This is a genomic window from Lacicoccus qingdaonensis (genome assembly GCF_900101075.1).
GTDB lineage: Bacteria > Bacillota > Bacilli > Staphylococcales > Salinicoccaceae > Lacicoccus > Lacicoccus qingdaonensis.
On sequence record NZ_FNFY01000002.1, the window covers coordinates 24413 to 46937 of the forward strand.

A 22525-nucleotide genomic window follows, 5' to 3' on the forward strand; every position below is an offset into this window, starting at 1 on the left:
AAATGAGACGTTCAAAAATAAAAGACAGGATATCCAAATTTATGGATATCCTGTCTTTTTAACTTTTGTACTTTTATTTATAGTCCGGTCTAAACGACTGATTTATTCTGGCTGCTCAGTTGAAGTCTCATATTCATCTGATAGGCCATCTTCCTGCTCCTGCAACTCAGGTGCATCTGTTTCATATAAATCTGTAGTCGAATCTCCACCACGTTGTTCAATGAGGCTTGTCTCTTTTCTAGGATCGTCTTCGAGCACCTCTAATTGATCACGATATAAATAATCGATTTCTTTTAGTTCATCTAGAGGTTCAGGGTTATAGAAGCGCAGTAAATCTTTCATTTGAACTTCATCTGAATGACTTAATTCTTCTCTCGCTTCGTCTCTATACTGATAAAGTTCTTCCAATTCTTCCTCAGATAATTGTTCGTTCAGTAATTCGCCTGTCTCTGTATCATAGATTTCCTGTTCAAGGAAAGTATATTCCGGTGTAATCACACGGCCATTTCTGAGTGGTACTGTATTATCATGTTCCTCTGATAACATATCCTGACCCATAAATATATGACCGTCTGTTTCCATACCCAGTAAATGCATCAAGGTCGGCAGCATATCCACCTGACCGCTGTATGTGTCGAACACTTCACCATTATCAACGCCCGGGACATGGACGATATACGGTACTCTTTGCATTTGAGTATCATTATAAGCATTCCAGTCCTCACGCTCTTCACCGACTAGTGGCGCCAAGGTAGGGTTTCTCATATCAGAAATACCATAATGATCACCATACATAACTATGATTGAATCTTCGTACAGGCCGCTTTCTTTCAAGTAATTGAAAAATTCTTCCAACGCCTGATCGGCATAATGCGCTGTAACGAAATAGTTATTAATTGTATCATCACTTGTCTGTGCAGCCGGGAATTCCGTGTTCTGCTCATCTAAAGGATAAGGGAAATGATGAGAAACAGTAATGAACTTGGAATAGAATGGCTGCGGCAGCTGTTCAAGATACTCTGCCGAATCATGGAAAAACAGTTTATCCTTCAAGCCATATTCCATCGATCTTTCGCCCGATACATCATAAAACTCAGAATCAAAGAAATAGTCATAGCCAAAACTTTGATACGTATCTGTTCTATTCCAAAATGAGCCTACATTTCCGTGAAATGCAGCTGAGGTATAATCCCCCTGCTGTGCCAGAATGTTTGGTGCAGAATGGAATGTGTTTGTGGAACCTAATGTTTGAAATACACTGCCTTGTGGCAGACCATACAATGATAACTCGCCTAATACTTCACCATCGGAAGACTTACCCTGGCCTGTCTGATGAAAAAAGTTTTCAAAGCTGTATGAGGACTCATTGTCATATATGCTCGAAAGAAACGGCATGACTTCATGACTTTGTCCATTTTCATCTTCCAGTTCATAATCAATTAAAAATTGCTGAACACTTTCCAATCCAATCACTATAACGTTGCGGTCTTCTGCCACACCGAAATATTCAGGATTTGGCTCTGCATGGTTTTCATTTGAAAAGTTAAATACTTTCGATAAATCAGACTCGTCAGCACTCACTCGCAATTGACTGCTTTGTGTTGTTTTAAAAGCATCATAACCGGAAAAGAAATTCAAACCTAAATATTTAACAATATAATTTCTGTCAAAAGTTCTCGTTAATAATTCCGGACGGTCAATCTCTGCCAATATCAAGTTACCTGCCAACAATAATGCACCCAACACTGTAACTGTAGCTTTGGTCCATCTTTTGTACTCTCTTTTACCTTCTTTGAAAGGCTCTTTCTTTTTATAGAAGAATAAATAACCAAACAGTGCAATATCGACCCAATATAACAGATCCCAAAATCTCATCATTTCGAATGTTGAGGTGAATAGTGCAGAAGACACATTGTTGGAATTCAATAAAATGTTTGATGTCAGAAAATCAGCGAACTCTCTATAGTACAATATGTTCGCATATAACAATACCGTCATTAACATGAGTATTGTAAACATCATCCATTTTCTTAAAGTCGGGCTCTTGAAGAACAGTGCAACAGACAATAGTATGACACCGGTCGCAATCGGGTTAATGAGCAATATAAGGTGCTGGTATATACCTGTCACACCTAAACTAAATTCAATCCAGTATGCCATGTACGTTTTCAACCAGAATAAAAACAGAAATAGGATGAAAAATCCATAGCGTTTATTCAATATTTCTTTTATTTTTGACATAGTTTCACTTCCTGATTCTCTACTTTTCCTTAACTTCAAATAATTGATAAGGGGCTATCCCGATTATTCTTAGTCGGTTAAAATAGAGTAAAATAAAATAAAAACCCTCAAACGTTGACGTTGAGGGTCTGGTGACGGACGGCAAGAGAAATTAAAACACTTTAATATCGGTGGTTAAAGTAACTTATTGTCAATATGTAGATCGTTACTCCCCCACTCCGCTGAGGTCACACCCTCTTTGCGAGTCCTATATTGACAATTTCAATATTTCCACTTACTGCCTCAAATTTTTACAAATTCTTAACGAACTTTATCAATGTTTAACATTATAACCCATTATACAGCTTTTTAGCAAGAAGTTCCATAAAATCTTAACAATTTAATTTACAAATGGTTAATAAAATCAGAGTGATTATAATTCCAAATTACTGGAAAACATCCTGCAGTAGCGGATGTGAAATTAAAAAAATACCCCTGTCTCTTCTGACAAAGGTATCTTATACAAGTGTATTAAATTATCCGGATGATTCATGAACTGCCCATAGGTTTCAGTTCATTCCCTTCCTATATATAGTCATTTCGTTTCAGGTAATCGAGTATTACATTCACAGACTCTTCTACAGTTTGCTTTTCCGTATCGACAATTATTTCAGGATCAACAGGACTCTCATACGGTGCATTGATGCCGGTGAATTCTTTGATTTCACCCTGTCGTGCTTTTTTATAAAGTCCTTTCGGATCTCTGATTTCACATTTTTCCAAACTGCATTTTGTATATATTTCGATGAATTCATCCGGACCTACCATGTCTCTCGCATGATCACGGTCTTCCTTATATGGTGAGATGAAGGCTGTCAGAGTAATGAGTCCGGCATCGACCATCAATTTCCCCACTTCACCGATACGTCTTATATTTTCTGTTCTGTCTTCCGGGCTGAATCCAAGGTTATTATTCAATCCATGTCTGACATTATCCCCGTCCAGCCGGTAAGTCTGAACATGCGTTTCATACAGAGCTTTTTCAAGAGCGACCGAAATCGTCGACTTCCCTGAGCCGGACAGCCCGGTAAACCATAAAACCGCGCTTTTATGTGCATTTCGCTTCTGTCTTTCTTGTTTTGTCACTTTTGAGTCATGCCACGTTATATTGGTCGACGTACTCATCTTCCCACCCCTTCTCTACTTGGTTTTCTGAAGACCGCTGATTAAAACATCTGCGACTTCTTTTCTTGAAAATTCTTTTGGCAACTGCTCACCATTACGCAGTTTTTCACGCACTTTCGTACCGCTTAGATGCACGTGGTGTGCGGCATCATGCGGGCATGTTTTTGCCGTGGCCATATTTTCACAACTCGTGCAGTAGAATGCATGTTCAAACTTCATAATCTGGATGCCGATTTCAAGTTCATAATTGGAAATCAGATCCTGTGCTTCATACGTGCCGTAATAGTCACCGACACCGGCATGATCCCTCCCGACTATGAAGTGTGTGCATCCGTAATTTTTACGGACAAGGGCATGCAGTATAGCTTCTCTTGGTCCGGCATAGCGCATTGCAGCCGGATAGATGACAAGCGTCGTACGATTCTCAGGATAGTAGTTTTCAAGAATCGCCTGATAACTTTCCATCCTGATATCTGCAGGTATGTCGCCTGATTTTGTTTCCCCGACCAATGGGTTTAGAAACAACCCGTCCACTGTTTCCAAAGCGGACTTTTGAATATATTCATGCGCTCTGTGAACCGGATTCCTCGTCTGAAAGCCGACGACGGTTTCCCACCCCAAATCGTAAAATCGCTGTCTTGTTTCTGCCGGATCCAGATAAAACGCCTCGAATTCACCGTGCTCCGGCCGGTTCAACAGATGAATAGGTCCAGCCAGGTACACATCACCTTTTTCAAACACTTTTTTTACACCAGGGTGATTCGTATCAGTCGTACCATAAACCAATTCGGCTTCTTTTGCTTTATCATAAAAATATTTTTCTTCCAGATCCATCACACCATATAAGTGACCATCCTCACCATATAATGCTACTCTTGATCCTACATCCAACTGGTCAGCTTCATTTTCTGTAACTGATAAAGTAATCGGTATGCTCCATATCAGACCGCTTGCAAGTCTCATCTTCTCGATGACACTGAAATAGTCCTTCTGACTCATAAACCCTTTTAAAGGACTGAAACCGCCAATCGCTATTAATTCAAGGTCGGATATGCTCCATGCATTCAATGTCAGTGAAGGAAAAGATGCCGACTCTGCAATCAATTCTTTTCTTTCCTGCCCCTGTAATTCCATATTGATCAGGGTTCCGCCATGTGGATCTATAGTACTGTTATTTATTTTAGTATTGGTTTTCAGAGTCATATCTCATTCATCTCCTGTAAATTGATTTTTTCGTTCTGATGAGTCTGTAATGCCAAGTTCCTTTTATTTTTATGATATGCATAGACCAGTAATCCGCCCCACATCACTATAACCAATGAGTTGATGAACACTGGGAGTGCTGAATTTTGAAAAAATGTATCCAATAATATATTACTGTTTGTAAAAATAATCAGACCGCCAACAAATACTGCCAAAAAATACAAAGGAATCACTTTCACAAGCCATGCCGCAAACGGGGCGGCAATCACCCCGCCCAACGCAAGTGCAATGACCAGCCCCCAACTGATCTGACTGAAACCGAGAAATATGAAAAATCCTGCCGAGGCAGAAATTGTTACGATAAACTCACTGCTTGAAACCGTACCGACTACCTTTCTTGCTTCAATTTTCTTTCTGGACAAAAGTACAGGTGTGTTTACCGGACCCCAGCCGCCGCCTCCGATTGAATCGAGAAATCCAGCCACTCCACCCAGCGGGATGGATAACAGCCCGGAAACTTTTTTGTTCTGGAAGCCATTTTTCATTTCTCTTTTAAAAAGGAATTGATAGAGGACATAAAATCCCATTGTAAGTAAAAATAACGAGATAAAAGGTTTGATGGTATCACCGTCCAGACTGCTGAGCAGCGCTGCGCCTAAAAATGACGTCAAAGCACCGGGCAAGGCAAGTCGTAACATCAATGGTTTATCGACATTGCCGAATTTCAAATGAGAAATACCTGAAGCAGCTGTTGTGGCAATCTGTGAAATGTGTATGGTGGCAGAAGCAATGACAGGTGCAATACCGGCACTCAGCAGTAAAGATGAAGATGTTGCGCCGAACCCCATGCCAAGTGATCCATCAATGAGCTGGGCAAAAAATCCCACAAGTGCAAATATAGTCAGCTTTTGCATAGATGTCCCCCTTCATTTCCTTTTATTTAATTCTGGTCATTCAACCAGGAAAGAATTTCTTCCTGTTTTGTACTGTTTAAATACTTCTTCGACAGTATCTGCTTAAGAAATAAAGTCTTCTCTTCCATGGATAATGAAGTTTCTTTGATGGCCATTCTGCATGTGTACAGAAAGTCAACGTATTCCTCATATCGATGATCATACTGTGATTTGAGTTCTTTTATAATTTGTGAAACGAGCATGGGGCTGGCAGATTCCGTAGATACTGCGAAAGACAATTTGCCCCGCCTGTACATTGCAGGGAATATGACATTCCCTGACAGCCCCGCGTCCGTCATGTTCAGTGCACAATGCTCAGGTGTTGCTGTTTTGACTGATTGATTGACTTGCTTATCATTTGTTGCAGCAATGATCAGATCTGCTCCCTTCACATCTGCCGCTTCAAATTTCTTCCTTCTCCATATCAGTCTGTCATGTTCGTACAATGAGTATAGATACTCATTTATATCCGGACTTATTACAATCAGTGAGGCTTCAATACCGATTAAAGTTTTAACTCTGCGCTCTGCAACATTTCCACCACCGATGATGTAAATGTTTTTTCCCTGCATATCGACCATCAGTGGAATATATGACATTCTGACCTCACCTCCTGATACAAATTAAATTGGCTGCCCGGCCTTTAATGTTTCATACACTCTATCTTTAAGTGCAGTCTGCATATCAGGATGATCTCCCAGGTGACTGCACAGCACAATTTCAGTTTCAGAGTTACTTTCACCGACTGTTTTTTCAATATGTCTTTCGAGTATCCCTGTGAACCATAAATAAGGCGCGATATATATTTGTGAACGTCTTTCTTCCAATGAAGTTTTCAGCTTTTCTTCAAATGAAGGGCTGCAAACTGCCAGATAGCATACTTCGACACTTTGAAAATCTGTCGTTTCTTTCATATATTCTCCAATATTCGAAATATCAATTTCAGTCTGAGGGTTATAACTGCCCCTTCCGACAACAAGTAGTTTTGCGTCTCTTGCCGGCACTGTGCCTGTTTGGGCGATTCTTTCCTTTAAAATGTTCGAAATGCGTGTCTGGACACCGAGCGGCTTTCCATATATGAATGTCACGTCATGATACTTACTTTTCACCTGTTCAATCTTATCCGGAATATCATTGAAATAATGTCCGGCACTTAAAAGAAGCACCGGCACCACTGCCAATTCCGTCACGCCTTTTTCCACTAATATGCTGACACCTTTTTCGACATCCGGTTCAGATAATTCCAGGAAGCATATTTCCTGATGTTCTATATCGACCTGTGTGATGACCTGGTTGATGAATCCAACCGCTTCTTCAGTTGCATGACGCACCCTGCTGCCATGACTCACGTACAATACACCTCTCATAATATCCTCCCATCCGGGTTATGATTATATTTTAGCGAGATGCTCAGGAATACTTTCTTCTTCAAACCATCTGATTTTCTCCCTGAACCGTACAACATCACCAATCACTATCATCGCAGGGTTTTCTATCATCTTCGACACTTCAGCAATGTTGTCCAGTGTGCCTGCGACACTCCGCTGATGTGAAGTTGTCCCTGATTGGATGACAGCAGCAGGCGTTGTGGATTCAAGTCCATATCTGATCAGTCTGCTGCAAATATCCGGTAAATTTTTTACACCCATGTAAATGCATAATGTACCATTGACAGCCGCAAGGTTTTTCCAATACTCCTCGACATCAACATCTTTGCCTGTAACACCTGAGGCAAATGTCACAGTGGAGCTGACATTACGGTGGGTCACCGGTATACCGGCGTACGCCGGAGCTGCAGCTCCTGAAGTGATTCCCGGAATAATTTCAAAAGAAATATCATTGTCGGAGAAATGTACTGCTTCTTCTCCCCCTCTGCCAAATATGAATGGGTCGCCGCCTTTCAGTCTCGTCACAGTTTTTCCCTGAAGTGCAAAATCAACCATAAGAAAATTGATGTCCTGCTGGCTGAGAGAATGATGGTCCGGCTTTTTACCACAATAGATCAGCTGGCATGAAACTCTGCTATATTCCAGAAGTTTTTCGTTAATAAGCCGGTCATAAAGAATGACATCCGCCTCCTGAATAGCTTTGATCCCTTTCAAAGTGATCAGGTCCGGATCTCCAGGACCTGCACCCACTAAATAAACTTTCCCCATCTTGCCACCTCACTTTTAATTTATCAGCTGTGAAAATCCTGTTCTGAATATACTTCTTCCACAATTTCATTACGGATGACAAAGTCGCCAAAATGCTCACCTTCATGACGCTCTTTCCCATACTGGATAAGCATCGGTTCCAGGCTTTCCAATATTTCCGCTTCGCCGATATTTTCTTTGTACAGCTTGTTCAATCTGTCTCCTTTAAAGCCGCCGCCCAAATACATATTATATTTTTCAGGCGCCTTCCCTATGAATGCAATTTCTGCAAGACCCGGCCTTGAACATCCATTTGGGCAACCTGACATACGGATGGTAATCTCTTCTTCTCTCAGACCTGCCTCATCCAGTATCCCTTCAATCTTGTCTATGAGTGACGGCAGATAGCGTTCAGATTCCGCCATGGCCAGACCACAGGTCGGGAAAGCGACACATGCCATGGAATTCTTTCTCAGCCCCGAATAATGTTCGGCATCCGTGATGCCGTATTTCTCAATGATTTCAGTAATTTGTTTTTTCTTATGGTTCGTCACATTGGCAATGATCAGATTCTGGTTGGGTGTCAGACGAAAATCACCGGTATGGATATCTGCAATTTCTTTGAGTGCAGTTTTCAGCTGATACTCGTCGGTATCTTTGACACGGCCATTCTGGATGAATAATGTATAATGCCATCTGCCGTCGCCTTTCGTCCATCCGTACCGGTCACCGTTATGTTCAAAATTGTAAGCTCTAGGCTGTTCAATCTCACGGCCCAGTCTGTCATTCAGTTCACGGGTGATCCAGTCCACACCTTTCCTGTCTACCGTATATTTGAACCTGGCCAGTTTGCGGTCCTCTCTGTCCCCGTAATCCCGCTGGATTGTGACAATTTTCTCCGCCACTTCAGTCACTTCATCCTTCGGGCAATAACCGATCACTTTGCCTGTCTGAGGATAAGTCGATGTGTTACCGTGTGTCATTCCCATGCCGCCTCCGACTGAAATATTAAAGCCTTTCAGTTCATCATTTTCGATAATGGCGATCAGGCCGATATCCTGGCTGTAAACATCAATATCATTCGATGGCGGCACCGCAATACCGATTTTAAATTTACGCGGCAGATAAGTTTTCCCGTACATCGGTTCTTCTTCCTTCGTATCCAGAATCTTCTCTTTGTCCAGCCAGATTTCGTGGTAGGCACCGGTACGCGGTGACAGATGGTCACTGATTTGACCGGCAAAATGGTCAACCTCTTTATGTACCGCCGACTGGTATGGATTGGGGTTGCACATTACATTACGGTTCACATCGCCGCATGCTGCCAGTGAATCCATCAATGCACCGTGAATGCTCTGCATCGAACTTTTCAAATTTCTTTTTAAGATGCCATGGAACTGAAATGCCTGGCGGGTCGTCAGTTTCAAAGTTCCGTTCGCATATTCATTCGAAATGGCATCCATGGCCAGCCACTGTTCAGGTGTTGCTGTACCACCCGGAACACGGACTCTGATCATGAAACTGTACGCAGGCTCCAATTTCTGTCTGCGCCGTTCATCACGGAGGTCCCTGTCATCCTGCTGATAACTTCCGTGAAACTTCAACAACTTGGTATTCTCTTCAGTTATTGAACCGGTGATCCGGTCATCCAGCCCCTCCTGTATCGATCCTCGCAAATAGTTGCTTTCCAGTTTTATCTTTTCCATTACATCCAGCTGTTCCAAGAGCTCTTTATCGTATTCGGTCAAATTGAAAACCTCCTTCTAATAAACATCACGCTGATATCTCTTTTCATTCTTCATACTGCTTAAATACATTTCTGCATCGTCACGGCTCATATCTCCTTCTTCTTCCAGAACCTTCAGAATGCTATCATGCACATCTTTGGCCATCTTCTTTTCATCACCGCAAACGAAGATTGAAGCACCGCTTTTTATCCACTGGTAAAAATCTTTTCCGCTTTCCTGTATGAGATGCTGCACATATACTTTTTCTTCCGTGTCACGGGAAAATGCCAGATCGAGACGCCCAAGCGTGCCTTCATTCAGCCAGTTCTGCCAATCCGTCTGGTAGAGAAAATCAGTGGTAAAACGCTGTTCACCGAAGAACAGCCATGTGTTTCCTTCAATACCGAGCTCTTCCCTCTCTTCGATGAAAGACCTGTAAGGGGCAATACCTGTGCCCGGCCCTATCATGATGACCGGTGTCGTGTCATCAAATGGAAATTTAAAGTTCGGATTGCGATGCACATAAATCGGAATCTGTTCACCAGGTTCAATGCGCTCCGCAATCTCAACCGAACAGACGCCGTTTCTGTCCCTGCTATTTGAATGATATCTGACCGCACCGATGGTCAGGTGAACTTCATCAGGGTTGGCCGCACAGCTTGAAGCGATTGAATATTCACGCGCAGGCATTTTTCTAAGTACAGGAAACAGTGTTTCCTGGGTCAGTCCAACCGGTGGAAAATCAGAGATCAGATCGATCAGATCTCTGCCGTATATATATTCCCTGATCCGGTCATCATCTTCCAGATATGATGTGAGCGACTCATTGCCGAATACTTCCGATAACTTTTTCATTAACGGTTTTGTCAGCTTTGTAATCTCAAAATGTGTACGGAGTGCCGCTTTCGTTGTTACAGTCTCTTCATTCTTACCAGCATTCACCCGGTAATCCGGATCCCAGCCGAGCAGCGTGATCAGCTGATCAACCAATACTTCGTCATTTTTCGGAAATATGCCTATGCAGTCCCCGGGTTCAAAAGTCAACCCGGAATCTTCAATCGATAATTCAATATGGCGGGTTTCTTTCTCCGAGCCACGACCGTTCAGTCTGATGTTATCCAGTACTTCAGCCATATATGGATTCTTCCTGGAATATTCTGTTGTCACTCCGGCTGTTGAAACAGCTTCTTTTGGAACATCTACATTCTGTCCGCCGGTTTCAAAAATTGAACTGATGACACTGTTGATCCATTCTTCTGCCGCATCATCATAATCAACATCACAATCCACTCTTGGGACGATCCGTTCACCGCCGAGCTCCTCGAGACGCTGATCAAAATCTTTGCCGGCCTGGCAGAAATACTCGTATGATTCATCACCCAGTGACAGGACTGCAAATCGTAAATCTTTTAAATTCGGTGCTTTTCTGCTGTGGAGGAACTCATAGAAATCGACCGCATTTTCAGGCGCCGTACCTTCTCCATGTGTTGCAGATATGATAATCAGGTCCTCCACTTTCTTGAGCTTATTGGATTTGAAATCATTCATGGCTGAAATCGAGACATGAAAATCTTTTTCTTTCAGCAGTGATGCCATCGATTCCGACAGAATTTGTGCATTGCCCGTTTCAGAACCGTATAAAATCGTCACTTCCCTTGTCTCCCGCGGCGTCATGACCGCTGTCTGGTATTGAGGAATGTTCTCCCCCGTCTCTTCCGGAGTGTCCAGGAGATTATTTGCAGTCAGGTAACCGCTTAGCCAGACCTTCTGCTCCTTGCTTGTCGTCGATAGAATTGTATTTATTTTTTCCGCCTGTTCCTTATCAAACGGACTGTTTGTTACATTCAGTATCAAGGTTCATCACCTCGTGATTTATTTTGTTAATGGTAAAAAATTATCCCTAGCAATCAAGTAGGTTTTATGTTTAAAAATAAAGCCATAATGTTATGGCGGTAAAATACTATTTGGAATCATCATCAGAAGTATGCAAGCCGCATTCAGTCTTGTCGAAACCGGACCATCTGCCTGCACGGGAATCTTCAGAATCGAACACCTGCGATGTACAAGGTATACAGCCGATACTTGGATAATTCTGATCATGCAGTACATTGTACGGCAAATCTTTTTTCTCGATATATCCCCATACATCTTCATGAGTCCAGTGAATTAAAGGACAGACTTTAATGGACTCGAAACGTTCATCCTGATTGACGAAATCAGTATTCTGCCGGCTCTCGGACTGCTCTCTTCTAAGACCGGATATCCAGGCTGCTGCACCACTCAGAACATCTTCCAGCGGTTTGATTTTACGTATATAGCAGCATTTGCCCGGATCACTTCCCCATAAAGCCCGGCCTTGTTTTTCAGCTTGTTCATCCAGTGTCAATTCTGGTTTTTTAAGCTCTATCCCAAGTGACGGATATCGCTCTTTCACTCTGTCGATCAGTTCATATGTTTCCTCAAAATGCAGGCCGGTATCCAGAAATACTATTTTCGCATCCGCTTTGACGTGTGAAATCAGATCAATCAGTACCATACTCTCAGCACCGAAGCTGCATGAGTAGACGATCGAATTGCCGTATGTGCCGTAAGCCCAGTCCAGTACCCGGAGGGCACCTTTTGTGTCATCATCATAATTCAAACTCTTAAAAGGATCGGTCGTAAAATTATCGTAATTCAGCGTTTCCACAGACATAATGAATATCAGCACCTTTCCCTGTTCATAAATTAAATAATTATTATTTAAATATTATAAAAAATATGAAAATAAATATGAACATAAGATTATCATCGAAAAAATTCACCGTCAACCATAAATTATAGTTTTTTAGTCGGATTTAATTTGTTATGATATTATTTAATCAATTCAATGTAGCTCATGTTAAAAATTTAAGTAGTGAGAAAGCGGGTGCGGTTATGTTCGTCAGAATATGGAAGAAGAAGGACAGCTATTATGCAGCTGTGGTCAAGTCTGTGCGTGATGGTAAGAAAGTCAGGCAGGAAACCGTCTGCTACCTTGGTGTGGTCGAGGAAAATCAGGTGCCTTATCTGAAGGCGGCCTATTCGAAGAATAAACCGAAACTGCTTTACGAAGATGGCAGGATATATGACGGAAGAAAGAAATAAATGGCGGGTTTGAAAGTATAGGACATTCTGCAAAAGTGATTCATCAATTTTCAGAATACTTTCTCTGATGAATGGGTTTGTATAAATCAAAAACTATGTATATACATAAACCCAAGGCATTTGAATTTCTGAATTGTAATGTGAAGAAAAAGTCGGATTAAACAATCTGATGTATTCATTCTGCTCAAATACACGGGTGTAATTTTACTTTAAATATTTCTGCCCAGACTTCTAAAAATTTAACATGCGTCTGAATTTTATTTGCACTTAAGAATCTCGTATATACAAAAGCATTTTAAACAAGTGATTGATGTACAACCATATTTTAAAGTTGTATTGAAAAGTAATACGCGTTATGATGAGTTCATGCATCAGAAAACTGAATAGTAAGACCACTGGAAGTGCCTTTTACAAAGGCTGAGATCGAAGTGACGACTTTGGGATTCCGGAACCTGATCCAGATCATACTGGCGTAGGAAAGTGGCGTAACGATATCAAGTCAACGTATATGAATATACATTGCGCTATTTTTCTTTATGAAAAATAGCGCATTTTTTTATAGAGGTGAAAATATGTTCATCGCAATCACACATTATAAATCACTCGATTCAAAAGATATCAATCATTTTATGAGCATCGCACCCCATATAGACTACCTGCTCATCCGCACACCGATGTCATACAGTGAATCCGCCGCATTCGTCGACAATCTGATCCGATCAGAATTCCCAAGAAATAAAATCCTTATCCACACGAGAACGGACCTGCTGGAAGAGTTCGGCCTCTCAGCCATCCATTTCAGGGAAAATGATGAAAATGCTTTCGACTATAAAAAACGTCACCCTGAAGTTTCCGTCAGCATGTCCACCCACTCTGCTCTGTCAGTAAAAAACGCACAGTCAAACGGACTTGATTTTGTGCTATTCGGTCACATTTTTGAAACAGCTTCAAAGAGGGACCGCCCGCCCCGCCGGGAACAGGAAGTTGCAGACGCACTGTCATTCGACATTCCTGTAATTGCGCTCGGCGGCATCAATGACCGGACGATTCATGAACTGCCCGGAGGTTTCAGTGGCATTGCAGCAATTTCATTTTTTCTGAATGCAAATCCATTAATGATTGAAACGCTCAGAAAGGAGTGGAAAGGATCAAATTCGACGTAGTTACTGTCGGTGCCGGGGTGATAGGATTATCCATCGCGAAAGCACTGGCTAAAAACGGCTTGAAAGTTGCAGTCATCGACCGAGATGAAAAAGAGAGGCATGCGTCTTATAAAGCAGGTGGAATGCTCGGTGCCCAAAACGAATTCTCTAACGACACCCCGTTGTTTCAATTGGCTCAAATTTCAAGAACACACTTCAAACCGTTAAGAGATGAACTGCTGGAGGACACCGGCATCGATATCCAGTACAGCGGGACAGGATTGATTAAGATGGCAGACAGCGGTGAAGATAGTGGGATTTTAAGAAAACAATTCCGCTTTTTAAACAGCCATAATGAAAAGGTAAAAAGATTAAGTAACGATGATGTTCGTAATATGAGTAATGATTTCATTGCGCCGAACGATCATTTCGCCATGCATATACCTGGGGACGGACAGGTGAACGCAAACAAATATACCCGCGCGCTGACGGAGTCAGCAGTCAACCATGGTGTGACCCGCATCAGTCACACGGAAGTGCGGTCGATACACCACACAGGACAAAGTTACAGACTGAGTACATCCCGGGGGGATATAGCGGCTGCCAAAGTGATTATCACAGCCGGTGCCTGGTCCCATGAATTGCTGGAGCCTTTCGGCATCAGATCTTTTATTACCGGTGTGAAAGGCGAGGTCATGCTGCTCGGTCATCCGGATGTGCAGCTGGAAGACACGCTGTTCATGACCAATGGCTGTTATATCATCCCGAAACGAAAGAACCGGTTTTTAATCGGTGCAACCAGTCTGTTCAATGACTTTTCGACGGGCTTTACGGAAAACGGCGGGCAATGGTTATGGGCGGAAACACTGAAACGCATCCCGATGCTGGAAGATGCGGAAGTGCTGATGAAATCGTCCGGTATACGCCCGTACACCCCGGATGAAACTCCGGTCATGGATGAAGTCAGGGATGGGCTCTTCGTTGTCGGCGGACATTACCGTAACGGCATACTGCTCTCCCCCATCACAGGCGAGCTGATGTCCGGGTGGATTATGACAAACAGACGTCCCCGGATACTTGAGGAATTTACTATTGAAAGGATGAAGACCCATGCAATGCATCATCAATGATGAAAAATATACGTTTGATGAAGAGTTACCGGTTTCAAAGTTGCTCGAGCATATGAATATTGACTCAGAACGTATCGTAGTGGAACATAACGGCGAACTGCTCAGAAAGAAATCATTTGACCACCACCTGGTGAGAAGTGATGACAGACTTGAATTATTAGAATTTGTTGGAGGCGGATAAAATGTTTAAAATAGGGAATTTTGAATTTGACTCAAGATTGTTTCTCGGTACAGGGAAGTTTTCCGATGAAAATACACAGACAAAAGCGATCATGGCGTCAGAGACAGAAGTGCTGACTTTCGCAGTGAGACGCATGAATTTATATGATAAAGATTTGCCGAATCCACTTGCGAACATCGATTTGAAAAATTATGTCACCTTCCCGAATACAGCCGGTGCAACGACAGTCGAAGAGACGGTGCGCATCGCCGAGATCGCAAATCACGCCGGCGTGTGCGATATGATCAAGGTGGAAGTGATTGGTGATGACAGGACACTGCTCCCCGACCCGATCGCAACGTATGAAGCCTGTGAAATACTGCTCGACAAAGGCTACACTGTATGCCCTTATATTTCCAATGATGTTGTACTCGCTAAAAAACTGGAAGAACTCGGTGTTCATGCCGTCATGCCTCTCGCCTCCCCGATCGGGACCGGACGCGGCATCAATAACCCGCTCAATCTGAGATATATTATCGAGCAGGCGAATATCCCAGTCATTGTCGATGCGGGAATCGGCTCACCGAAAGATGTCTGTTATGCGATGGAGCTTGGTGCGGACGCCATACTTCTGAATACCGCAATATCAGGAGCGGAAGACCCTGTCAAAATGGCACAGGCGATGAAGCTCGGCATTGAAGCGGGCATGCTCAGCAATCAGGCCGGCCGCATACCTGTCAGATATACAGCACAGGCCTCGAGCCCAGCTGAAGGTTTGGGATTCCTGTGATGGACAGATACGACAGACAGGTCAAATTTGAAGGCTTCGGCAAAGACGGCCAGCAAAATTTGAGAAATTCAAATATAATGGTCATGGGCGCCGGTGCACTCGGTACCCAGGTGTCGGAACTGCTCACACGGATGGGTGCGGGAAAGCTGATTGCGGTCGACAAGGACATCATTGAAATGACCAATCTGCACCGGCAGACTTTATACACTGAAGAAGATGTGAAACTGATGAAGCCGAAAGTCGATGCTTTGAAAGAAAAGCTGCAGCAGATCAACTCCGAAGTTGAAATCATCACGCTGAACACTGAACTCGCCCCGCACAATATATTGAAGATTTTAAAAGAGCATAAGCCTGATATGGTCATCGACAGCATGGACCATTTTGAAATACGGTTTCTGATCAATGAAGCATGTCATAAACTGAATATCCCATGGGTATACGGGGCAGCCGTCGGCAGCAAAGGGAGCGTTTACGCGATAGACTCAAGCGGTCCTTGTCTGAAATGCCTTATGGACACCATGCCGGCAACCGGTGAAAGCTGTGAAATCAACGGCGTCCTGCCGCCGGCCATCACCCAGACGGCAGGCATTGAAGTTTCCGAAGCCATCCGCTTTTTATCCGGCAAAGGATTCTCGAAAAAACTGAATACCATCGACACTTTCGGCATGAATTATAAGACGATGAACATCGATGCTTTAAAAGATCATGATTGTCTCGTTTGCGGACAGCACAAGTATGAACATCTGGAGAAGGACACATTCAGACCCGTCCAGTCGAACTGCGGACGTGTGTATACACTGAGATTCGATGATGACATCTTTCATAAGGAAATATCCGGCGAAATCATTAAACAGAACAAGTTCGTCAAGTTTATCACTTATAACGGCTATGACATGACCCTGTTCAAAGACGGCAGGATGAATGTGCATGGACTGGATGGGCAGGATGAAGCGGAAAGATTGTATAGGGAAATTGACGGAAAACTATCAGTAAAACTAACCTTTTGAAACAAGATAAAACACCAAATCCTATTCCGAAAACCGGAACGGGGTTTGGTGTTTATACTTTAATGTATAAGCAATGTGACTGATAAACTAAAGTAGACCATTTTCGCCAAATAAAAATGGGCCACCCAACAAAAAAATAACCTGCATTATAGTATGATGAGAAAGCAATTCTTAACATACAGTCAGCAGGTGATAAAGGTGGACAAATGGCAAATGTATTTAAAAATTAAACAGTTCAGTGAGGATGGTTTCTCAGAAAGAAATATTGCGAAACAGTTGGGCATTTCCCGAACAACTGTCACGAAATACTTAAAGAAAGATGCAGAAGAAATGAGCGTGTGGATGGCATCGACAAAAAACAGAAAGAAAAAATTAGATGCCTATCAGACAGAGATATTAAAGTGGCTACGTCAACACCCCGATATCTCCGCCGCTATTATTTACGATCGGTTAGACGAGAAATATAAAGATTTTTCTGTCTCTGAAAGTACAATGTGCGGCTATGTGAATGACTTAAGAGACACTTACAACATTCCAAAAACAATCGAGACAAGGGTGTATGAAGCTGTACCGGAATTACCAATGGGATTCCAGGCCCAAGTTGATTTTGGGGAGTGTTGGCAGACAAATGCCAAAGGAAAGCAAATCAAGCTGTATGTCGTGGCATTTGTATTATCGCATTCCCGTTATAAATATATGGAATGGATTGACCGGCCCTTTCGGACGAATGGACCTCTGTCAAGACATAGCCCAGCCAATCACACGTCTGGAAAATAAGTCCATCACCGTCGCCAGATAGAGCCAGCCCGCCTTCGTATGGACATAGGTGATGTCTGAGGCCCAGACTTCGCCGCGCCCACGGACTGTGAAGTTCTGATTCAGAAGGTTGGGGTACACGGGCAGATTGTGTTTTGAATGCGTCGTGGCCTTATATTTCTTTGCCGTGATGGAACGAATGTCCATCTCTTTCATGTAGCGGGTCACAGTCCGTTCGGAAATGACGACACCTTCTTGTCGCAACAAGGCGGTGATTTTAGGGCTGCCATACCGTGATTTGGACTGTTTGTGAAGCCGTCTGATTTTTCCTTTGATGATTGCTTTTCGTTGCTTCTGTGGCGGTTCGGTCTGCTTCAGCCACTGGTAAAATCCACTTCTGGACACACCGAGGGTTTTGCACATCTTTGACACACTGAATTCGTGCCGGTGGTTGACGATGAAGGTGTAAATTACTTCTGGTCGTTGGTAAAGATGCGCATAGCCTTTTTTAATATCTTATTCTCTTCTTCTAAATCTCTCAGTCTTTTCTGTAAATCCTTATCCGCCTGTTTTTCCTGACTCAAATTGCCGCTGCCAACAAACGATTCCGTCCCATTATCCTTATAGTCACGGACCCAATTTCCTACTGTGCTTTTCGCAATATCCAGTTCCCGGGATACTGCGGCAATTGATTTTCCAGAATCAATCACTAAACTCACTGCTTCTTCTTTAACATGTTTATCATAATTGTTGCCTCTGGACATAATGGACACCTTCCGTAAATTGATATCTTACTATATACTATTCGTCCGCATTTACTGTGTCCATTTTCTAGTCTAACTTCACACACATCAAACCGTTGGATGATGCGGTCAGTAGTGTGCTGGAGATTCAGCCCCCTGTCCGAGCGATTGAGACCTATCTGCCGGTGCTGGGCGGTGTGGGTAACGAATGAGCATCTGAACAGAACTCCAAGACCGTATGAAGACCGTCCGGCTTGTGGAAGCGTCCAAAGCGTTGCCCGAGCTGGTCAAAAAAGCAGAGACAGAGGAATTATCGTATAGCCAATTTCTACTTTCAGTGATGACATATGAGCAACAACGCCGGGGAGAAAAAAAGATTGAGCAACGGTTGAAATGGGCGATGTTTCCAGTCTATCAGACATTGGCAGACTTCTCACTTCAAGAACAGACCACATTGAAGAAACAGTCATTCAATCAATTGGCAGATCTGGCCTGGCTGGATCAGCTGAAAGTCATTGTTTTCAGGCACCTTGAAATCAAAGATGTTGATGAGATCGACTAACGTTTCGCCCTCTGCATTATAGTGTTCCACTTCAATACCGTTGGTCATATACTCATGAAATATGCTGTTATTTTCAATTAAACTCGGTGATTGCTCGACTGAAATCATATGAATGGCTTGTTGGATGGCTTCACCTACGACATCCGGATTGATTTTCCTCAATGCTGCACCGAGTCGTTGATCCAGTATGATATCTTCATAGTGGTCCCGTTCCGATGCCACACCGACATGACTGATATCATTACCGTGTCTGATTTCATAGCCCAGTTCTTCCAACCATTCCATGGACAGATGTTCCAAATCATCTTCACTGAAGAAGTTCTGCATGGTTTTTCACCTCCATATCATCTGTTAGTTCGATTTCTCCCGACATTAGTTTTGGGAGAAGTGTGTCTCTTAAAGACGCGAGGTTATTATTTTCTTTTCCAAGTAGTAAAATTTGAGTATAGAAACTATTGAGTACATTGTTAAACTGCTTTAATATCCTAAAAAGATCTTATATAAAGTCAAATTAACTCACTAGAATACTGTTTGATCGCCCTCCCTTCAACCTCATAAACAAACAACCTCTCTTTAAACTCTTCATAATCATCCACCACTATATGCTCTCTCAACTGATATACATTTGGTGTCACAATTATAAACCTGAGTTCCCCATCTAGATCTTCACTAATAAAATCAACCAGACCGAAAGCGGCCTGTGCCCTAACATTTAATCGTCCTTCTCCAAGCTCATAATCCTCTATGAATTCTTTGTATCTCTCAGGTATTATTCGACCTGTTTCATGTCCGGCAGGTACTGCCCTAAACTGTGCAATTCTTTTCACAGGCTGGAGTTGGATCGAGCGTTGACGTTCTATTTCCTGCAGCCTTTGTTTACTTCGTTGTTCCATTTCTTCTATCTGAGTATAAGTTTGGTTGAGCAATGCACTATTTTTGCCATCAGTGTTTTCTGCTTGGTATTTTTTTAGCCTATTTTGAAGAGTAGTCATCTGATCTTCAAAGGATTTTCTTAAAAATATCTTCCTTCTATCTGCATATGACTCACGTTTCCGTTGAGCAGTTCTTAAAAGCTTTCTTGAATCTCTTATCACATGGCGGCGTATATCTGGTTCTTCTTCAGAGTACTCTTCTAAAATTTCCATCTTATACTTAAATAATATATAAGGTGAAATATCAACATAATCTTCTGATGAAAGTTTGCCTGTGAGTATGAGCCGTTGCTCTAATTCGTTGCCATTGCCATCTACAATTGTTATTTGATTCAGCTCCATGATCATTTCTTCTGGAACTGGCAACTTCACTTCATATAGAGGCATCACTGTCTGTTGCACTTCCTTAGAAGTGAGTTTCATAACAGTATTGAATAAAGGATGGTCATTTTCCATCATGGCAATCTCATCACTATTTTGAGATTGCTTCAGTGAAAATCGGATAGTATCTTCGAAATTGAACATCAACTTATTGTCCTTTGCAAAATCTCGAAGCCGTTTGGGTAAATGATCAATACGCGCTAAAGAGTTATCATTGGTAATGGTCATTCTCGCTCTGGTCTCTTTTAATCCATCAATAACAAATTGACCATAAAAACGTGCAGGGATACTGTTTATAAGAACTTCGTCAAAGGATCTTTTGGCACCCGGTAAATTGAAGTTGTTGTCCATACGTTCTTTTTCAGTTAATTCGAGAAGACGTTTATGTTCTTCTGACAACGTCTTCTCCATACTGGCAATAATCTCATCCAGGTCCTGTCTTCCCATTATTGCCTGTTCCATGACACTTGGCAGATCTGCTTCACGATCTTCAAGGACTTCTCCAACAAAGTCATAGACATTATCCTGACCGAGATCTTCCTGCATCTGTTCCATCTTTGTAAGCAAGCGTACCAGTACATCTCCCTCTCGAGTATTTGTAGCAACAAGGTTAAAAACAAATACTTCATTTTTCTGACCAATTCTATGTATCCGCCCCATTCTCTGCTCCAAACGGTTCGGATTCCAGGGGATATCGTAATTGATCATCTGGTTACAGAACTGAAGGTTAATAGATTCTCCACCTGCATCTGTCGCCAACATAATTTGCAGTTCATTTCGGAACTTTTCCACTTCCTGCTGTCTGCGATCCATTGAATAGTCTCCAATGATTTTTGCGATGCTCGATACATAGGCACTCAATTGCTTCTCTAAAAAATTCAAAGTATCCTTTGATTCAGTGAAAATTAATATTTTTTCTCCTTTAGCGAGCAGACCACTTGCTCCAAACAGTGTTTTTTCGAGTTCCATGAATTTCTTCTCATTCTCACTATGGCGAATGACATTGGCTTTACGGATTAATTTCCCCAACACTTGAATTTCTGTACGCAATGCATCATAATCAAGCGCTTCAAACTCCCCTTCCGCATAAGCTTCGAGCAACTCCTGATCCTCCAAAGCACTTTCTTCATACTCTTCATAGTCCAGCAGCTTCTGTTGTATTTTCTCACCAGTCAACAATACATGCTCCAACTTATCTTTTCTTCTGGATAGAGAACAGTAGATTGCTTCTACTGATGAACTCAAACGCCTTTGCAGAATCATCATTGCAAATGCAACATTTGAATTGCTGTTCTGCTTGGCACGGTTGAAATGGTCCCTGACATACTCAGTCACAGATTCATATAATTCAATTTCTGCCGGACTCAAATCAAATCCTAATGTTTTGGTAGTACGTTTTGGAAAAAGTGGTGTACCATCAAATTGCACCATTTTCTCTTTCAAACGCCGTATAATATAAGGATTACTTTTTTCGAATATCAAAGCGTCCTTATTCAAGTTTGAAAAAATATCATGATCGATCAAACTCATCAGGTGTCTGAAGTTTTCCTTGTCTCCTTTATGAGGTGTAGCTGTTAGCAATAAAGTATTCTCGGTATGTCGTAACAAGTTCTCGCCCAACTGGAACATTTTAGTACGTTTCACTTTACGTTTCTTTCGACCCACAGTATAGGCAGCCATTTTATGCGCTTCATCTACAATTACAAGATCGAAGTGCGCATTTAATATCATGCTTTTAACATCATCCCGTACTGCCCAGTACATAGAAGCCACCACTTGGTCATGAATATCGAAAGGATTAATTTCACCACTGCTATTTAAATATTCTCGGGTGATAATCAAAAAGTCTTCATCAAACTTCTCTTTGAGCTCTGTCTGCCACTGCTTCAATACAAGAGGAGGAACGAGGATCAAAATTTTGCGCACTGTATTTCGAGCTTTCATTTCACGAATCAGCATTCCAGACATAATTGTTTTTCCTGCCCCAGGATCATCCGCCAGTAGATATCTGACTTGAGGTGTTTGAATCATTTTTTCATACACTGCTTCTATCTGGTGTGGGAGTGGCATCATATTTCTGTTTCCACGCGCCCTGGCTTGAGAATATTCTTTTTCAGTCTTTAACACATAATACTGCAGATAATGCTGAAAATGATCCTTCAATTTTACAGTTGAAGTTTTACCTGTGTACTGTTCAATTTCTCCGAATTGATAGGTCTCCAGATAGTTTTCAAAAAATTGATTAGACTCACGCCCCACAGCTTCTACTAAAAACAGTCCGTCTTCCAATGGTTCTACATGCTTGACCAGTACAGTTTCCGGCCAGAAAGCCGCACCAACTATATCTCCTTTTTTCAACATGCGACTCCCGCC

The 22525-nt window shown here is 42.3% G+C and carries 22 protein-coding genes and 1 riboswitch; of the genes, 8 read left to right on the plus strand and 14 right to left on the minus strand.

All coding sequences use genetic code 11. The features are described 5' to 3' along the window. Nucleotides 1-102: 102 nt before the first annotated feature. From BLR15_RS01625 to BLR15_RS01670, 10 genes are all read right to left on the minus strand, one after another. The gene (locus BLR15_RS01625; protein WP_092984020.1) at nucleotides 103-2241 is read right to left on the minus strand and encodes an LTA synthase family protein; all 2139 of its coding nucleotides are present in this window, start codon (nucleotides 2239-2241) and stop codon (nucleotides 103-105) included. A 564-nt stretch (nucleotides 2242-2805) separates the two neighbouring features. Further along, nucleotides 2806-3405 (minus strand): adenylyl-sulfate kinase, encoded by a 600-nt coding sequence (gene cysC / locus BLR15_RS01630; protein WP_092984022.1) that lies wholly within the window; start codon nucleotides 3403-3405, stop codon nucleotides 2806-2808. 15 nt (nucleotides 3406-3420) lie between these two features. Then, nucleotides 3421-4608: a sulfate adenylyltransferase gene (sat, locus tag BLR15_RS01635; protein WP_092984024.1), complete on the minus strand. Its 1188-nt coding sequence runs from the start codon at nucleotides 4606-4608 to the stop codon at nucleotides 3421-3423. After that, nucleotides 4605-5522 carry a sulfite exporter TauE/SafE family protein gene (locus tag BLR15_RS01640; protein WP_092984026.1) on the minus strand — a complete coding sequence of 306 codons (918 nt, stop codon included), beginning with the start codon at nucleotides 5520-5522 and terminating at the stop codon, nucleotides 4605-4607. Before BLR15_RS01640 ends, sat begins: the two co-directional genes overlap by 4 nt. Before the next feature lie 26 nt (nucleotides 5523-5548). Next, a complete protein-coding gene (locus BLR15_RS01645) occupies nucleotides 5549-6160 on the minus strand; it encodes an NAD(P)-binding protein (RefSeq protein ID WP_092984028.1) in 612 nt (203 codons plus the stop codon). A 24-nt stretch (nucleotides 6161-6184) separates the two neighbouring features. Further along, nucleotides 6185-6928 carry a sirohydrochlorin chelatase gene (locus BLR15_RS01650; protein ID WP_092984030.1) on the minus strand — a complete coding sequence of 248 codons (744 nt, stop codon included), beginning with the start codon at nucleotides 6926-6928 and terminating at the stop codon, nucleotides 6185-6187. Between the two features lie 24 nt (nucleotides 6929-6952). Beyond that, nucleotides 6953-7717, minus strand: coding sequence for a uroporphyrinogen-III C-methyltransferase (gene cobA / locus BLR15_RS01655; RefSeq protein ID WP_092984032.1), 765 nt, complete (start codon nucleotides 7715-7717; stop codon nucleotides 6953-6955). A gap of 23 nt (nucleotides 7718-7740) precedes the next feature. Continuing rightward, nucleotides 7741-9444 carry an NADPH-dependent assimilatory sulfite reductase hemoprotein subunit gene (locus BLR15_RS01660; protein WP_281182344.1) on the minus strand — a complete coding sequence of 568 codons (1704 nt, stop codon included), beginning with the start codon at nucleotides 9442-9444 and terminating at the stop codon, nucleotides 7741-7743. 15 nt (nucleotides 9445-9459) lie between these two features. Next, nucleotides 9460-11277, minus strand: a complete 1818-nt coding sequence (locus BLR15_RS01665; protein ID WP_092984034.1) for an assimilatory sulfite reductase (NADPH) flavoprotein subunit — start codon at nucleotides 11275-11277, stop codon at nucleotides 9460-9462. Nucleotides 11278-11383: 106 nt separating this feature from the next. Beyond that, complete coding sequence (locus BLR15_RS01670) at nucleotides 11384-12118, minus strand: phosphoadenylyl-sulfate reductase (RefSeq protein ID WP_092984036.1); 735 nt, start codon at nucleotides 12116-12118, stop codon at nucleotides 11384-11386. A gap of 221 nt (nucleotides 12119-12339) precedes the next feature. Here BLR15_RS01670 and BLR15_RS01675 point away from each other — a divergent pair, with 221 nt between their 5' ends. The 7 genes from BLR15_RS01675 (at nucleotide 12340) to BLR15_RS01705 (ending at nucleotide 17555) form a co-directional block, all read left to right on the plus strand. Further along, nucleotides 12340-12549 (plus strand): 2-C-methyl-D-erythritol 4-phosphate cytidylyltransferase, encoded by a 210-nt coding sequence (locus tag BLR15_RS01675; protein WP_092984038.1) that lies wholly within the window; start codon nucleotides 12340-12342, stop codon nucleotides 12547-12549. A 387-nt stretch (nucleotides 12550-12936) separates the two neighbouring features. Next, a riboswitch (TPP riboswitch) is annotated at nucleotides 12937-13045 on the plus strand. Nucleotides 13046-13121: 76 nt separating this feature from the next. Then, nucleotides 13122-13712, plus strand: coding sequence for a thiamine phosphate synthase (locus tag BLR15_RS01680; protein ID WP_092984040.1), 591 nt, complete (start codon nucleotides 13122-13124; stop codon nucleotides 13710-13712). After that, nucleotides 13688-14821: a glycine oxidase ThiO gene (gene thiO, locus BLR15_RS01685; RefSeq protein WP_245696474.1), complete on the plus strand. Its 1134-nt coding sequence runs from the start codon at nucleotides 13688-13690 to the stop codon at nucleotides 14819-14821. Before BLR15_RS01680 ends, thiO begins: the two co-directional genes overlap by 25 nt. After that, nucleotides 14802-15002 carry a sulfur carrier protein ThiS gene (thiS, locus tag BLR15_RS01690; RefSeq protein WP_092984042.1) on the plus strand — a complete coding sequence of 67 codons (201 nt, stop codon included), beginning with the start codon at nucleotides 14802-14804 and terminating at the stop codon, nucleotides 15000-15002. Before thiO ends, thiS begins: the two co-directional genes overlap by 20 nt. A gap of 1 nt (nucleotide 15003) precedes the next feature. Continuing rightward, nucleotides 15004-15771: a thiazole synthase gene (locus BLR15_RS01695; RefSeq protein ID WP_092984044.1), complete on the plus strand. Its 768-nt coding sequence runs from the start codon at nucleotides 15004-15006 to the stop codon at nucleotides 15769-15771. Then, the gene (locus BLR15_RS01700) at nucleotides 15771-16778 is read left to right on the plus strand and encodes a HesA/MoeB/ThiF family protein (protein ID WP_092984046.1); all 1008 of its coding nucleotides are present in this window, start codon (nucleotides 15771-15773) and stop codon (nucleotides 16776-16778) included. The genes BLR15_RS01695 and BLR15_RS01700 overlap by 1 nt, the downstream gene beginning before the upstream one ends. 153 nt (nucleotides 16779-16931) lie before the next feature. Beyond that, the gene (locus BLR15_RS01705; RefSeq protein ID WP_176754019.1) at nucleotides 16932-17555 is read left to right on the plus strand and encodes a transposase; all 624 of its coding nucleotides are present in this window, start codon (nucleotides 16932-16934) and stop codon (nucleotides 17553-17555) included. Here the strand turns inward: BLR15_RS01705 and BLR15_RS01710 are convergent. Further along, nucleotides 17517-18047, minus strand: coding sequence for an IS3 family transposase (locus tag BLR15_RS01710; protein WP_143003908.1), 531 nt, complete (start codon nucleotides 18045-18047; stop codon nucleotides 17517-17519). The genes BLR15_RS01705 and BLR15_RS01710 overlap by 39 nt on opposite strands. Further along, entirely contained in the window at nucleotides 18005-18298 is a 294-nt protein-coding gene (locus BLR15_RS01715; RefSeq protein WP_092984052.1) for a transposase, read from the minus strand. The genes BLR15_RS01710 and BLR15_RS01715 overlap by 43 nt, the downstream gene beginning before the upstream one ends. Before the next feature lie 217 nt (nucleotides 18299-18515). Here BLR15_RS01715 and BLR15_RS13805 point away from each other — a divergent pair, with 217 nt between their 5' ends. After that, a complete protein-coding gene (locus BLR15_RS13805; protein ID WP_143003909.1) occupies nucleotides 18516-18839 on the plus strand; it encodes an ATP-binding protein in 324 nt (107 codons plus the stop codon). On the opposite strand, the gene BLR15_RS01720 is transcribed toward BLR15_RS13805, so the two are convergent. Next, on the minus strand, nucleotides 18744-19166 hold the full coding sequence (locus tag BLR15_RS01720) for a type I restriction endonuclease (RefSeq protein ID WP_092984054.1): 423 nt from the start codon (nucleotides 19164-19166) through the stop codon (nucleotides 18744-18746). The genes BLR15_RS13805 and BLR15_RS01720 overlap by 96 nt on opposite strands. A 179-nt stretch (nucleotides 19167-19345) precedes the next feature. After that, nucleotides 19346-22513 (minus strand): DEAD/DEAH box helicase, encoded by a 3168-nt coding sequence (locus tag BLR15_RS01725; RefSeq protein WP_092984056.1) that lies wholly within the window; start codon nucleotides 22511-22513, stop codon nucleotides 19346-19348. Nucleotides 22514-22525: the final 12 nt, after the last annotated feature.

What these genes read in the sequence shown, in the direction of transcription:
- BLR15_RS01700 (WP_092984046.1), top strand. Translation starts at nt 15,771, where the DNA reads ATGGACAGATACGACAGACAGGTCAAATTTGAAGGCTTCGGCAAAGAC.
- BLR15_RS01675 (WP_092984038.1), top strand. Translation starts at nt 12,340, where the DNA reads ATGTTCGTCAGAATATGGAAGAAGAAGGACAGCTATTATGCAGCTGTG.
- BLR15_RS01720 (WP_092984054.1), bottom strand. Translation starts at nt 19,166, where the DNA reads ATGCAGAACTTCTTCAGTGAAGATGATTTGGAACATCTGTCCATGGAA.
- thiS (WP_092984042.1), top strand. Translation starts at nt 14,802, where the DNA reads ATGCAATGCATCATCAATGATGAAAAATATACGTTTGATGAAGAGTTA.
- BLR15_RS01725 (WP_092984056.1), bottom strand. Translation starts at nt 22,513, where the DNA reads ATGTTGAAAAAAGGAGATATAGTTGGTGCGGCTTTCTGGCCGGAAACT.
- BLR15_RS01680 (WP_092984040.1), top strand. Translation starts at nt 13,122, where the DNA reads ATGTTCATCGCAATCACACATTATAAATCACTCGATTCAAAAGATATC.
- BLR15_RS01640 (WP_092984026.1), bottom strand. Translation starts at nt 5,522, where the DNA reads ATGCAAAAGCTGACTATATTTGCACTTGTGGGATTTTTTGCCCAGCTC.
- BLR15_RS01670 (WP_092984036.1), bottom strand. Translation starts at nt 12,118, where the DNA reads ATGTCTGTGGAAACGCTGAATTACGATAATTTTACGACCGATCCTTTT.
- sat (WP_092984024.1), bottom strand. Translation starts at nt 4,608, where the DNA reads ATGACTCTGAAAACCAATACTAAAATAAATAACAGTACTATAGATCCA.
- BLR15_RS01625 (WP_092984020.1), bottom strand. Translation starts at nt 2,241, where the DNA reads ATGTCAAAAATAAAAGAAATATTGAATAAACGCTATGGATTTTTCATC.
- BLR15_RS13805 (WP_143003909.1), top strand. Translation starts at nt 18,516, where the DNA reads ATGAAGACCGTCCGGCTTGTGGAAGCGTCCAAAGCGTTGCCCGAGCTG.
- cysC (WP_092984022.1), bottom strand. Translation starts at nt 3,405, where the DNA reads ATGAGTACGTCGACCAATATAACGTGGCATGACTCAAAAGTGACAAAA.
- BLR15_RS01650 (WP_092984030.1), bottom strand. Translation starts at nt 6,928, where the DNA reads ATGAGAGGTGTATTGTACGTGAGTCATGGCAGCAGGGTGCGTCATGCA.
- cobA (WP_092984032.1), bottom strand. Translation starts at nt 7,717, where the DNA reads ATGGGGAAAGTTTATTTAGTGGGTGCAGGTCCTGGAGATCCGGACCTG.
- BLR15_RS01715 (WP_092984052.1), bottom strand. Translation starts at nt 18,298, where the DNA reads ATGTCCAGAGGCAACAATTATGATAAACATGTTAAAGAAGAAGCAGTG.
- BLR15_RS01695 (WP_092984044.1), top strand. Translation starts at nt 15,004, where the DNA reads ATGTTTAAAATAGGGAATTTTGAATTTGACTCAAGATTGTTTCTCGGT.
- BLR15_RS01705 (WP_176754019.1), top strand. Translation starts at nt 16,932, where the DNA reads ATGATGAGAAAGCAATTCTTAACATACAGTCAGCAGGTGATAAAGGTG.
- BLR15_RS01645 (WP_092984028.1), bottom strand. Translation starts at nt 6,160, where the DNA reads ATGTCATATATTCCACTGATGGTCGATATGCAGGGAAAAAACATTTAC.